General features: G+C 70.5%; 13 protein-coding genes. 4 read left to right on the top strand and 9 right to left on the bottom strand.

Going from position 1 to position 13,039, the window contains the following annotated elements; translation table 11 throughout:
- Positions 1-37: 37 nt before the first annotated feature.
- The 4 genes from glyA to ME121_RS17565 all read left to right on the top strand — a co-directional run bounded on the left by glyA (position 38) and on the right by ME121_RS17565 (position 3,723).
- On the top strand, positions 38-1,342 hold the full coding sequence (glyA, locus tag ME121_RS17580; RefSeq protein ID WP_012320887.1) for a serine hydroxymethyltransferase: 1,305 nt from the start codon (positions 38-40) through the stop codon (positions 1,340-1,342).
- A 114-nt stretch (positions 1,343-1,456) separates the two neighbouring features.
- Positions 1,457-1,990, top strand: a complete 534-nt coding sequence (gene nrdR, locus ME121_RS17575) for a transcriptional regulator NrdR (protein WP_024829043.1) — start codon at positions 1,457-1,459, stop codon at positions 1,988-1,990.
- The gene (gene ribD / locus ME121_RS17570) at positions 1,987-3,096 is read left to right on the top strand and encodes a bifunctional diaminohydroxyphosphoribosylaminopyrimidine deaminase/5-amino-6-(5-phosphoribosylamino)uracil reductase RibD (RefSeq protein WP_029359107.1); all 1,110 of its coding nucleotides are present in this window, start codon (positions 1,987-1,989) and stop codon (positions 3,094-3,096) included. Before nrdR ends, ribD begins: the two co-directional genes overlap by 4 nt.
- A 3-nt stretch (positions 3,097-3,099) precedes the next feature.
- Entirely contained in the window at positions 3,100-3,723 is a 624-nt protein-coding gene (locus tag ME121_RS17565; RefSeq protein ID WP_024829041.1) for a riboflavin synthase, read from the top strand.
- A 111-nt stretch (positions 3,724-3,834) separates the two neighbouring features.
- On the opposite strand, the gene ME121_RS17560 is transcribed toward ME121_RS17565, so the two are convergent.
- From ME121_RS17560 to ME121_RS17520, 9 genes are all read right to left on the bottom strand, one after another.
- The gene (locus ME121_RS17560) at positions 3,835-4,263 is read right to left on the bottom strand and encodes a PaaI family thioesterase (RefSeq protein WP_012320891.1); all 429 of its coding nucleotides are present in this window, start codon (positions 4,261-4,263) and stop codon (positions 3,835-3,837) included.
- A gap of 265 nt (positions 4,264-4,528) precedes the next feature.
- Positions 4,529-6,100 carry a SpoVR family protein gene (locus tag ME121_RS17555; RefSeq protein ID WP_024829040.1) on the bottom strand — a complete coding sequence of 524 codons (1,572 nt, stop codon included), beginning with the start codon at positions 6,098-6,100 and terminating at the stop codon, positions 4,529-4,531.
- 34 nt (positions 6,101-6,134) lie between these two features.
- Positions 6,135-7,436 carry a YeaH/YhbH family protein gene (locus ME121_RS17550; protein WP_012320893.1) on the bottom strand — a complete coding sequence of 434 codons (1,302 nt, stop codon included), beginning with the start codon at positions 7,434-7,436 and terminating at the stop codon, positions 6,135-6,137.
- 193 nt (positions 7,437-7,629) lie between these two features.
- Entirely contained in the window at positions 7,630-9,582 is a 1,953-nt protein-coding gene (locus tag ME121_RS17545) for a PrkA family serine protein kinase (protein WP_012320894.1), read from the bottom strand.
- Between the two features lie 218 nt (positions 9,583-9,800).
- Entirely contained in the window at positions 9,801-10,244 is a 444-nt protein-coding gene (locus ME121_RS17540) for an Ig-like domain-containing protein (protein WP_012320895.1), read from the bottom strand.
- Positions 10,245-10,364: 120 nt separating this feature from the next.
- Positions 10,365-10,784 carry a hypothetical protein gene (locus ME121_RS17535; RefSeq protein ID WP_012320896.1) on the bottom strand — a complete coding sequence of 140 codons (420 nt, stop codon included), beginning with the start codon at positions 10,782-10,784 and terminating at the stop codon, positions 10,365-10,367.
- 79 nt (positions 10,785-10,863) lie between these two features.
- The gene (locus tag ME121_RS17530) at positions 10,864-11,367 is read right to left on the bottom strand and encodes a MerR family transcriptional regulator (protein WP_012320897.1); all 504 of its coding nucleotides are present in this window, start codon (positions 11,365-11,367) and stop codon (positions 10,864-10,866) included.
- A 113-nt stretch (positions 11,368-11,480) separates the two neighbouring features.
- Positions 11,481-11,801, bottom strand: coding sequence for an integration host factor subunit alpha (locus ME121_RS17525; RefSeq protein ID WP_012320898.1), 321 nt, complete (start codon positions 11,799-11,801; stop codon positions 11,481-11,483).
- Positions 11,802-11,968: 167 nt separating this feature from the next.
- Complete coding sequence (locus tag ME121_RS17520) at positions 11,969-12,976, bottom strand: beta-ketoacyl-ACP synthase III (protein ID WP_012320899.1); 1,008 nt, start codon at positions 12,974-12,976, stop codon at positions 11,969-11,971.
- Between the last annotated feature and the right edge of the window lie 63 nt (positions 12,977-13,039).

The raw sequence follows: 13,039 nt of genomic DNA, 5'->3' as shown, positions 1-13,039 counted from the left end.
AGGCCGGGCATCGCCCCTACCAGAACAGAGGCAGATCATGAGCGCCGGTACCGCCGCCGACAAGCACTTCTCCAACAGCTTCTTCGCCGCCCCGCTGACGGAAGCCGATCCCGAGATCGCCGAGGCGGTGGCCAAGGAGCTCGGCCGCCAGCAGCACGAGATCGAGCTGATCGCCTCGGAGAACATCGTCTCCCGCGCCGTGCTGGAGGCTCAGGGGTCGGTGCTCACCAACAAGTACGCCGAGGGCTATCCGGGCCGGCGCTACTACGGCGGCTGCCAGTTCGTGGACATCGCCGAGGACCTCGCCATCGAGCGCGCCAAGCGCCTGTTCGATTGCGGCTTCGCCAACGTGCAGCCGAATTCCGGCTCGCAGGCCAACCAGGGCGTGTTCCTGGCCCTGATGCAGCCCGGCGACACGTTCCTGGGCCTCGACCTCGCGGCCGGCGGCCACCTCACCCACGGCGCCCCGCCGAACGTCTCGGGCAAGTGGTTCAAGCCGGTCTCCTACACGGTGCGCCGCGAGGACCAGCGGATCGACATGGAGCAGGTCGCCCAGCTCGCCCAGGAGCACAAGCCGAAGGTGATCATCGCCGGCGGCTCGGGCTACCCGCGCCACTGGGACTTCGCGAAGTTCCGCGAGATCGCCGACTCGGTCGGCGCCTACTTCATGGTCGACATGGCCCATTTCGCGGGCCTCGTGGCGGCCGGCGTCCACCCGTCGCCGTTCCCGCACGCCCACGTCGCCACCACGACGACCCACAAGACGCTCCGCGGCCCGCGCGGCGGCATGATCCTGACGAACGACGAGGCGCTCGCCAAGAAGTTCAACTCGGCGATCTTCCCCGGCCTCCAGGGCGGCCCGCTGATGCACGTCATCGCCGGCAAGGCGGTGGCCTTCGGCGAGGCGCTGAAGCCCGAGTTCAAGATCTACGCCCGCCAGGTGGTGGAGAACGCCCGGGCGCTCGCCGACACGCTGATCTCGGGCGGCTACGACATCACCTCGGGCGGTACCGACAACCACCTGATGCTGGTCGACCTCCAGCGGAAGGGCCTCACCGGCAAGGCCGCCGAGGCGGCCCTGTCGCGGGCGCACATCACCTGCAACAAGAACGGCGTCCCCTTCGACACGCAGAAGCCGACCATCACGTCGGGCATCCGGCTCGGCACCCCGGCCGGCACCTCGCGCGGCTTCGGCGTCGCCGAGTTCAAGCAGATCGGCGGCTTCATCGTCGAGGTGCTGGACGGGCTCGCCGCCAAGGGTGAGGCCGGCGACAGCGCGGTCGAGGCCGATGTCAAGACCCGCGTCCACGCGCTGACGGACCGGTTCCCGATCTACGGCTGAGGCGAGAGAGCCGCTTGAGCGGGGCCGGTCTTCCGGGCCGGCCCGCGGTGGATTAGGAAACGGCCGCGGATCCGACCGGTCCGCGGCCGTTCCCATGCCCGAGCATCGAGAACCATGCGCTGTCCCTACTGCGGCGGCTCCGAGACCCAGGTGAAGGACTCGCGGCCCTCCGAGGACGGCGCCGCGATCCGGCGCCGCCGGGTCTGCCCGGACTGCGCCGGCCGCTTCACCACCTTCGAGCGCGTGCAGCTCCGCGAGGTCGTGGTGCTCAAGCGCTCGGGCAAGCGCGTGCCGTTCGACCGCGACAAGCTCCAGCGCTCCATCGACGTGGCGCTCCGCAAGCGCGCCGTCGATCCGGAGCGGATCGAGCGGCTGGTCAGCGGCATCACCCGGCAGCTCGAGAGCGCCGGCGAGCCCGAGGTGACGTCCGAGGCGATCGGCGAGCTGGTGATGGCGGGGCTGAAGGGCCTCGACGACGTCGCCTACGTGCGCTTCGCCTCGGTCTACAAGAATTTCCGCGAGGCCCGGGACTTCGAGGAGCTGCTCGGCACCCTGAGCGACGGCATGCCGGTGCCGGCGGCCGCGCCGGAGCCGGAGGGCGACCCGGAACCCGAGGCGTCGGGGCGCCGCCGCGCCGGGCGTCCATGAGCGGCGACGCGAACTTCATGCGCCTCGCCCTGGCGCTGGGCCGCCGCGGGCTCGGCACCACCTGGCCGAACCCGTCGGTCGGCGCCGTCGTGGTCGAGCCCGGGACCGGCCGGATCCTCGGGACGGCGGCCACGGCGCCGGGCGGGCGCCCGCACGGGGAGCCCGTGGCGCTCGCCGCCGCCGGAGAGGCCGCCCGCGGCGCGACCCTCTACGTCACCCTGGAGCCCTGCTCCCATCACGGCCGCACGCCACCCTGCACCGACGCGATCCTGGCCGCCGGGATCGCCCGGGTGGTCAGCGCCCTGGAGGATCCCGACCCGCGGGTGGCGGGGCGCGGCCACGACCTCCTGCGGCGGGGCGGCGTCGCGGTCGAGACCGGCCTGATGCGGGACGAGGCGGCGCGCGACCATGTCGGCCACGTCACCCGGGTGACGCGCGGCCGCCCGGCCCTGCACCTCAAGCTCGCCCGCACCCGCGACGGCTTCTGCGCCGCCGCGGGGCCGGAGCGCCTGCGGATCACCGGGCCGGTGGCGGACGGGGCGGTCCACCTCTGGCGGGCCCACGCCGACGCGATCCTGATCGGCATCGGCACCGCCCGGGCCGACGACCCGTCGCTGACGGTGCGGCTGCCGGGCCTAGGGGCGCGCTCGCCCCTGCGGGTCGTGCTCGATACGCACCTGCGGCTCTCCCCGGCGAGCGTGCTCGCCCGGACCGCCCGCGACACGCCGACCCTGGTGCTCACGACCCGCTCGGCGCCGGCCCACGCGCGGCGGGCCCTGGAGGCGCTCGGCGTCGCGGTCGCGACCGTGCCGGCGGACCCGGCCGGCGGGATCGATCTGCCGGCGGCCCTGACGCATCTCGGCGAGCGCGGCCTGACCCGCCTGTGCAGCGAGGGCGGCCCCCGCCTTGCGGAGGCGCTCGCGCGGGCCGATCTGATCGATGCCTGCACGCTCGTCACCGGGCCGATGGCGCTGGGACCGGCGGGCGGGCTGCGGGCCCTGGGCCCGGCCCTGGCGGAGGCCCTTTCGGGCGATCGGTTCCGCGAGGCCGAGCGGCTGCAGCTCGGGCCCGACGCGGCCGTGACCTACGAGCGCAACAGGACGTAAGCGATGTTCACCGGCTTGGTCAGCGATGTCGGCACGGTCGCCTCGGTCTCGGGCGACGGCGACCTGCGTCGGATCGCGATCCGCGCCTCCTACGACCCGGCGACGATCGCGCTCGGCGCCTCGATCGCCTGCGCCGGGCCGTGCCTGACCGCCGTGTCGGTGGAGCCGACCGCGGGCGGCTGCGTCTTCGCAGTCGACGCCGCCGCCGAGACGCTGGCGCGCACCACCGTGGGCGCCTGGGTGGCGGGCACGCGGATCAACCTCGAACGCTCCCTGAAGATCGGCGACGAGCTCGGCGGGCACCTCGTCACCGGCCACGTCGACGGCGTCGCCGAGATCGTGGAACGCGAGACCGTCACGGCCGATGCCTGGGGCGCCAGCGAGCGGTTCACCCTCCGGGCGCCGGCGGCCCTGGCGAAGTTCATCGCCGAGAAGGGCTCGGTCTGCCTCGACGGCACCTCGCTCACGGTGAACGCGGTCCAGGGCGACCTGTTCTCGGTGCTGCTGATCCCGCACACGCTCCAGGTCACTACCTGGGGCGAGCGGCGGCAGGGTGACCGGCTCAACTTGGAGGTCGACCTGATCGCCCGCTACGCCGCCCGGCTGACCGAGGCGCGGGCCGGCTGAGCAGGGTACGCGTCTTCGCCAGCGGAGCGAAGCAGACCCACAGCGCCACATCGCCGGGCGTCGCGCGGCCCTGAGTTGCTTCGCTCCGCCCGCAACGACGGCCTGGGCCCCTCAGCGCGGCGGGATCGAGTAGGTGCCGGTGGCGTGGCAGACGAGCTCCGGGCTGCCGACGGCGGTGATCGACACCTCGCCGACGGCGAGGCGCCGGCCGAGCTTGAGCAGCCGGCACTCGGCCACGAGATCCCCCGTGGCGGGTTTGCGCAGGAAGTTGAAGTTCAGACTGGTCGTCACCGCGAGCGCAACGGGACCGATATTGGCGAGGATCGCCGCGTAGAGGGCGTAGTCGGCGAGCGCCATCATGGCCGGCCCGGAGACGGTCGCGCCGGGCCGGAGGAAGCGCTCGTGGGCCTCCAGCCGCATCCGCGCCGCGAGGGGTCCCACCGCCTCGAGATGGTAGGCCCGGCCGCCCGCCTGCATCTGCGGGAACTCGCGGTCGAGGAAGTCCTGCGTCTCGGCGAGGGTGAGGATCGTGGCGGTCATGGGCCCTTGCAGCACGGCGGTACCGCCAGGGCAATCACCAGGCCTCTGGAGCGGCCTTCCTCATCGGAAGAGCCCGGTCGATCCGCGGTGTCGTCTTCGCGAGCGCAGCGAAGCGACCCAGTCGGCGCTCCATTCACGGATGTCGCGCCACCCTGGGTCACTTCGCTGCGCGCGGGATGACGGAGGGCTGCCTCCATCGAGGGCTTCGGCCGGACGCCACATCAGGATGGGGACGCGGGCGGGAGGAACCGTCCCGCCGCCCCGATCAGAAGAAGATCGGCCGCGCGCTGGCGGTGATCTCGCCCAGCACGGCGCCGGTGGCCGGCTCGACCTCCTTGAGCACCACGTCGTAGCCCCAGAGGTCGGCGAGGTGCTGCAGCACGCGCTTGGCGTCGTCCTTCTGCAGGGTGATCTTGTTGATCGCCTTGTGGTGCAGGATCAGGCGCCGGTCGCCCTCCAGGTCCACGTCCACCACCTCGATGTCGGGGTCGAGCCACGCCACGTCGTACTGGCGCGCGAAGGCCCGGCGCAGCTTGCGGTAGCCGCGCTCGTCGTGGATCGCCTCCACCCGCAGCTCCGGCTCCTCCGGATCGTCGACCACGTGGAACAGGCGCAGGTCGCGCATCAGCTTCGGCGACAGGAACTGCTGGATGAAGCTCTCGTCCCGGTAATTCTCCCAGCAATCGCGCAGGACCGCCATGGCGTCGCCGGCCCCGGCGATGTCGGGGAACCACGCCCGGTCCTCCTCGGTCGGCTGCTCGGCGATGCGGGCGATGTCCTGCATCATCGCGAAGCCGATCGCGTAGGGGTTGTGGCCGCCGTAGGAGCGGTCGTCGTAGGTCGGCTGCCGGATGACGTTGGTGTGCGACTGCAGGAACTCGAGATAGGCCGCCTCGGTGATCTGCCCGGATTCCGACAGGGCGTTCATGATCCGGTAGTGGCAGTAGGTGGCGCAGCCCTCGTTCATCACCTTGGTCTGGCGCTGCGGGTAGAAGTACTGGGCGACCAAGCGCACGATGCGCAGGATCTCGCGCTGCCACGGCCGCAGGCGCGGGGCGACCTTCTCCAGGAAGTAGAGGATGTTCTCCTGCGGCAGCTCCAGCAGGGCCTTGCGCCGCTCCGCCGCCAGGTCGGAGCGGACGGCGCCCGTCTTCTGCGGCAGGGTCCGCCAGAGGTCGTTGTAGATCTGCTCGCCGTGCTCGATCCGCTCGCGCTCGCGCCGCTGCTCGGAGGCGAGATCCGGCCGCTTCTTGCGCGGGTAGCGGTGGACGCCCTGGCTCATCAGCGCGTGGGCGGCGTCGAGCACCTGCTCCACCGCCTGGTGGCCGTAGCGCTCCTCGCAGCGGGCGATGAAGCCTTTCGCGAAATCCAGGTAGTCCAGAATACCTTCAGCGTCGGTCCATTGCCGGAACAGATAATTGTTCTTGAAGAAGTGGTTGTGGCCGAAGGCGGCGTGCGCGATGACGAGCGTCTGCATCGTCGCCGTGTTCTCCTCCATGACGTAGGAGATGCAGGGGTCCGAGTTGATGACGATCTCGTAGGCGAGCCCCATCAGGCCGCGGCGATACCCCGACTCGTGCTGGGCGAAGTGCTTGCCGAAGGACCAGTGCTTGTAGAACAGCGGCATGCCGATCGACGCGTAGGCGTCGAGCATCTGCTCGGCCGTGATGATCTCGATCTGGTTCGGGTACCAGGACAGGCCGAGCTGCGGCCCGGCCACCGCCTCGCAGGCGTCGTGGATCCGCCGGATCGTGTCGAAATCCCAGTCGTTGCCGGTGAACAGGGGCTTCTGGTTGCCCGCGATGATCTGGGGCGTGCGTGCCTTGACGAGCGTCATGCGGCCTCCCGATCGGTTGATGCGCGCGCCGCCATCACGCCTCCGCCTCGGCGCGGCCTTCCTTGCGGCCGAACAGCTCGCGGAAGACCGGGTAGATCTCCCGGCGGTGGTTGACCTTGCGCATGGCGATCGGCCCGCCGGCCTTGGCGATCGCCTCGTAGGTCCGCCACAGGGTGGTGCGGTGCTCGACGAAGCCGGCGCGCGGGCCGTTCTCGTCGCCGACCTCCAGATAGGCGAAGTGCTGGCAGGCCGGCAGGATGTGCGACCGCAGCAGCTCCGTGGAGGTCGGCCCGTCGGAGGAGACGTTGTCGCCGTCCGACGCCTGGGCGGCGTAGATGTTCCAGTCGTTCGGGTCGTAGCGCTCGGCGATGACGCGCTTCATCTCCACCAGCGCGGAGGAGACCAGGGTGCCGCCCGTCTCGCGCGAGCCGAAGAAGGTCTCCTCGTCCACCTCGGTCGCCCGGTCGGTGTGGCGGATGAACACGATCTCGACGTGCCGGTAGCGCCGCGTCAGGAAGATGTGCAGCAGGATGTAGAACCGTTTGGCGAGGTCCTTCATGTGCTCGGTCATCGAGCCGGACACGTCCATGAGGCAGAACATCACCGCCTGCGCGATCGGCCGCGGATAGGGCTCGAACCGGCGGAAGCGCAGGTCGATCGGATCGACGTAGGGGATGCGCTTCGCGCGCTCGCGCAGCCGGAACAGCGCCTGCTCCAGGTCGGCCCGCTCGGGGTGCCCCTCGGGAAGGGCGTCGAGCCGGGCTTCCAGGGCCGCGACCTCGTCGGGCTTCGGGCGCTTGAGGGCGATCCGCCGCGACATCGAGTTCCGCAGGGTGCGGGTGAGCGCGAGGTTGGCGGGCGAGCCGGTCACCGTGTAGCCCGCCCGACGCAAGCCTTCCGTCTCGACCACGGCCAGCCGCCGCTTGGCGAGGTCCGGCAGTTCCAGATCCTCGAGGAACAGCTCCAGGAACTCCTCGCGGGTGAGCACGAAGCGGAACGCGTCCTCGCTGTTCTCGCCGCCCTCCCCGCCCTCGCCGGCACCGCGACCGCCGCCGCTGCCCGGGGGGCGCTCGATCGTGTCGCCCTCCACGTAGGTCTTGTTGCCGGGCAGGATGTGGTCCTGCAGGCCCGTGCCGGGCTGGCGCGAGAACCGGGGCTCGCGGACGCCGTCCGCCGGAACGGTGACGCGGCCGTCCTTGCCGAGATCCTTGATGTCCTTCTCGCGGGCGGATTCCCGCACCGCGCGCTGGGCCACGTCCTTCACGCGCCGCAGGAAGCGCTGGCGGTTCGGGAGGCTCTTGCCGCCCGGGTTCAAACGTCGGTCGACGATGTGCATCCGCTGCGAAAACCCTCGTCCGCGTGCTCCGGCCGGGTCCGGACCCTTGTCGTACCATGCTGCCACCGGAGGAATGGATCCCTCTTTCGCAGCAGGGCCGAGATCTTCGCCGGCCGGTCGTCCGAAACTGTGGCGGCGGAGGGTCGGAACGGGGCCCGGCCGACCCGGCGGACCGGTCGAGCCCCGTCGCCCCTCAGCCGGCCTGCTTCACCCGCATGTACCACTCCACCAGGCGGCGGACCTGCCGCTCGGTGTAGCCGCGCGCGACCATGCGCTCGACGAACTCACCGTGCTTCTTCTCGGTCTCGCCGTCCTTCTTCGAGCCGAAGGAGATCACCGGCAGCAGCTCCTCCACCTGGGAGAACATCCGCCGCTCGATCACCTCGCGCAGCTTCTCGTAGGAGGTCCAGCTCGGGTTGCGGCCGCCGTGCTGCGCCCGGGAGCGCAGGGCGAACTTCACGACCTCGTTGCGGAAGTCCTTCGGGTTGGCGATCCCGGCGGGCTTCTCGATCTTGGTCAGCTCCTGGTTCAGGAGCTCGCGGTTCATCAGCTGGCCGGTCTCGGCGTCCTTGAAGTCCTGGTCCTCGATCCAGGCATCGGCGTAGTCGATGTACCGGTCGAACAGGTTCTGCCCGTAATCGTGGTACGATTCGAGGTAGGCCTTCTGGATCTCGTGGCCGATGAACTCCGCGTAGCGCGGGGCCAGCTCGGTCTTGATGAATTCCAGGTACTTCTTCTCGGTCTCGGGCGGGAGCTGCTCGCGGCGCAGCGACTGCTCCAGCACGTACATCAGGTGCACCGGGTCGGCCGAGACCTCGGTGGTGTCGTGGTTGAAGGTCGCGGCCAGCACCTTGAAGGCGAAGCGGGTCGAGATCCCGTCCATGCCCTCGTCGACGCCGGCCGTGTCCTTGTACTCCTGCATCGAGCGGGCGCGCGGGTCGACCTCGCGGAGCGACTCGCCGTCGTAGACCCGCATCTTCGAGAAGACGTTGGAATTGGCGTGCTCGCGCAGCCGCGACAGCACCGAGAACCGCGCCAGCATCTCCAGCGTGCCGGGCGCGCAGGCCGCGTCCGACAGCTCCGAGCCGGAGATCAGCTTCTCGTAGATCCGCTGCTCCTCGGTGACGCGCAGGCAGTACGGGACCTTGATCACGTAGATCCGGTCGATGAAGGCCTCGTTGTTCTTGTTGGTCTTGAAGGTCTGCCACTCGGCCTCGTTCGAGTGCGCCAGGATCACGCCGGTGAAGGGGATCGCGCCGATATTCTCGGTGCCGACGTAGTTGCCCTCCTGCGTCGCCGTGAGCAGCGGGTGCAGCATCTTGATCGGCGCCTTGAACATCTCGACGAACTCGAGGATGCCCTGGTTCGCCCGGTTCAGGCCGCCCGAGTACGAGTAGGCGTCGGGATCGGCCTGCGACAGGGTCTCGAGCCGCCGGATGTCGACCTTGCCGACGAGCGACGAGATGTCCTGGTTGTTCTCGTCGCCCGGCTCGGTCTTGGCGATGGCGATCTGGCGCAGGCGCGAGGGCCGGACCTTGATCACCTTGAAGCGCGAGATGTCGCCGTTGAACTCGTCGAGGCGCTTCAGTGCCCAGGGACTCATCAGGCCGGTCAGCCGCCGGCGCGGGATGCCGTAGCGGCGCTGGATCTCCTCGCCCATCGTCTCGGGGTCGAACAGGCCCAGCGGGCTCTCGAAGACCGGCGAGACCTCGTCCCCGGCTTTGAGTACGTAGACGGGGTGAACCTCCATCAAGAGCTTCAGCCGCTCGGCCAGCGACGACTTACCGCCGCCCACCGGACCGAGCAGGTAGAGGATCTGCTTGCGCTCCTCCAGCCCCTGCGCGGCGTGGCGGAAGAACGAGACGATCCGCTCGATCGTCTCCTCCATGCCGTAGAATTCGCGGAAGGCCGGGTAGGTCCGGATCGTCCGGTTCATGAAGATCCGGCCGAGGCGCGAATCCTTGGCGGTGTCCACGAATTCCGGTTCGCCGATCGCCGCGAGGATGCGCTCGGCGGCCGAGGCGTACATCAGGGGCTCGTCGCGACAGGCCTCGAGATACTCGGAGAGCGTCATCTCCGTGTCGCGGCGGGCCTCGTACCCTCGGGCGAAGCTCTGGAAAAGGTCGTTCGTCGCATGCATCGGCATTCGATAACCCTCTCAGACCGTGACAGCTTCATCCTGTCTCGGCTCGGATGCAACCGACAGGCCCGCTTTTGTCGCAGTGCGGCGAGCGTGGCGCCCGGCATGTCGATTGCATGCAACACTCCGCAGCGCTGAAGGCGGCACGGACGAGACTCCGTGCCGCCCCCGGACGGCTGCCGGGGCGGCAGAACTGCTCAGAGACCGGGTCGGCCGGAGCCTGCTCACAAATCCGTGCCCTCTTTCTTGCCGTCGTCTCCCGATTTGGTACCCGCGCCCCCGACCGTGATCTTGACGGTCTGCGTCTGGACTTGCCCGTCGGAACTCTTGACCTCGAACGTCACCTCGTCGGTGCCGGTGAAGCCGTTGTTGGGCTGGTAGAACAGCGCCTGGACGGCCGCCTCCTTGTTGGGACAGCGGTAGCTCGCCGGCGTCTTCAGCTTGCCGACCTTGGTGATCACCGACCCGTTCTTGGGCGGTCCCGAGACCTTGAACTCGGGCATCGGCCCAGGAGAACAATCCTTCTTGAGGTTCGGCGCGATCTCGATGCGGACCGTCTTGCCGGGCGCCACCGTCTTGGTTCGGCTGGTCGGCGCCTGGGCCAGGGCGGGCCCGGCCAGTGCCATGCTCCCTGCGAGCAGCGCGGCGAGCGGACGTAGGGCGATCATGGCAGCGTCTCTCCAAAGCCGACCCGGGGCCTCTCCCCGGACACGTGTCCGGATGCCCCGTTCATCGGTCCAGACCATGTGGGGACGCCCCGCACGGGCGTCGAGGGCCCGGGCGGCGGCTTAATTCTGGAGGGCCGCCGCGACGATCCCGGTGATGCGGGCGATCTGCGCGGCGTCGAACTCGCCGGCCAGCGCGGCGGCGAGCCGCCCCTCGACCCGCGCCCGCTCCCCGGCATCGGCCACCGGGACGGGGGGAATCTCGTCCTCGGCCAGGCGGCAGACCCGGCGGATCGTCTCGGCCGCCGCCAGGAGTTTCTCCCGGTCGGTGGGACCCATCTCCCAGAGCGGATTGCGCAGGCGGCTGATCACCCGCTTGGCGTCGCGGTACTCCCGGTCGACGCCGGTGGCCGCCTCGATCTGGCTGACCAGGAACATCAACTCCAGGACTTCGGACGCCGCCTCCGGGCAGGTGCGGACGATCCGCATGATGCGGGCCATCAGCTCCTGGCTGGGCGTCAGCTTGGATTTGGGCGCGGCCATGCGGGCGACAACGCGAGTTGTTGCCGGAAAGTTCGCCTGCCGCGTGTGGGGCCCGGGCCCGTCGAGTCCGGCGGGGCCCTCAGGCCTCCGCGTCGGGCAGCTCGCGCAGCCCGTCGAGCAGGGCGCGGCAGGCCCGCAGCTCGTCCAGGGCCTCGGCCAGGGCCGCCCGGTCCGAGGCCTCGAGCGTCCCGGCCCGCGTTCCGGCCCGGCTCGCGGCCTCGGCCTCGACCTCCTGAAGCAGGGGCTCGGCCGCCACGGCCTCGCCGCGACCGACGGCCTGCACGAAGCGGACGCCGTTCTCCTTGAGGACCCGCTGCGCCCCCGCGATGGTGTAGCGCTGCACGTGCAGGAGGTGGCGGATGCCGGCGACGAGCTCGATGTCCTGGGGCCGGTAATAGCGCCGCCCGCCCGCCCGCTTCACGGGTCGGATCTGGCCGAAGCGGGTCTCCCAGAACCGCAGCACGTGCTGGGGCACGTCGAGTTCCTCGGCCACCTCGCTGATCGTCCGGAACGCGTGGGCGCTCTTCTCGCCGCTCCCGGTCGGCGGGTCGTCGGTGGATGCGGCGGCGAGGGCTGGCGGCATGGGCAACTTACGGAGCGGGGCGAAGCAGCGCGATCTTGCCGGCTCGCAGGGCCGCACTCAAGCCTGGAGTCCGGCCGATCCGGCCGCGCTCCCGGACGGTGACGCCCGCGCGGTCAATCGTCGTCGTGCTCACCCGCGCCGTTCAGGCCGTTGATCTTGGCCTTGAGCACGTTGGAGGGCTTGAACACCATCACCTGCCGCGGCTCGATCGCGACTTCGACCCCGGTCTTGGGATTCCGACCGACGCGCTTGCCCTTGCTGCGCACCACGAAGGAGCCGAACGAGGACAGCTTCACCGTCTCGCCGCTCGCGAGGCAGCTGCAGATCTCGGACAGCACGGTCTCGACGAGGGCGGCCGACTCGGTCCGCGACAGGCCCACCTGATGGTAGACGGCCTCGCTCAAGTCGGCGCGCGTCACCGTCTTGCCTGCCATGCCGTGCCCCCTCGCCCGCATCCCTCGCCCCATGACGCACGGCGCGGCACCCTTGGCCGCGCCGAACGCTGAAGGCGTATCCCTATGATCCGGCACGCTAATCGGCGCTCCGCCCCCGGTCAACCGCGCCGGGGCAGCGAATCGTTTCGCGCGCGCCGCCGGAGGCCTCACCAGCGGATCAGCGCCGCGCCCCAGCTGAACCCGCCGCCGATCGCCTCGATCATCACGAGGTCGCCCGCCCGGATGCGGCCGTCCCGCCGCGCCACGTCGAGGGCCAGGGGGATCGAGGCCGCCGAGGTGTTGCCGTGGCGATCCACCGTCAGGACGATCTTGTCCCGGGCGACCCCGAGCTTGTCGGCCGAGGCCTCGATGATCCGGCGATTGGCCTGATGCGGCACGAACCAGTCGAGTTCCTCCGCGGTGATGCCCGCCTGCGCGAAGGCCTCGACGATCACGTCGGTGACCTGCCCGACGGCGAAGCGGAACACGTCGCGGCCCTCCATGCGCAGGTGGCCGGTGGTGCCGGTGGAGCCCGGGCCGCCGTCGACGTAGAGCTTCTCCCGGTGGCGGCCGTCCGACCGCAGGCTCGCGCTGAGGACGCCGCGGTCCCCGGCCCCCTCCTGCGCCTCCAGCACGACGGCGCCGGCGCCGTCGCCGAACAGCACGCAGGTCGTGCGGTCCTCCCAGTCGACGATCCGCGAGAAGGTCTCGGCGCCGATCACGAGGGCCCGCCGGGCGGCCCCCGTGGTCAGGAACTTGTCGGCGGTCGAGACCGCGAAGACGAAGCCGGCGCAGACCGCCTGCAGGTCGAAGGCCGCGCCCTGATGGATGCCCAGCGCCGCCTGGATCTGGGTCGCGGTCGCCGGGAAGGTGTGATCCGGCGTCGAGGTGGCGCAGATCACGAGGTCGATGTCGTCCGCGGTCAGCCCGGCATCGTCCAGGGCGGCCCTGGCCGCGCGCGTGCCGAGGACCGAGGTGGTCTCGTCGGGACCCGCGAGGTGGCGCTGGCGGATGCCGGTGCGCTGGACGATCCACTCGTCGGAGGTGTCCACCCGCTCGGCCAGGTCGGCGTTCGTCACCACCCGCGCGGGCAGACTCGATCCGGTCCCAACCACCACCGAGCGCAGAGGGGGGACGCGCCGGTGCTGCCCGGGGTCAGTGCGGAGGGTTGCCATCATTGTCCTTCCCGGACGACACCAGCTTCACAATCTTCGGTTGTGAAGCTGCGGACGTCCGTT

The organism is Methylobacterium sp. ME121, from assembly GCF_000974725.1.
Lineage (GTDB): Bacteria > Pseudomonadota > Alphaproteobacteria > Rhizobiales > Beijerinckiaceae > Methylobacterium > Methylobacterium radiotolerans.
This window is presented reverse-complemented; position numbering and strand designations above follow the sequence as displayed.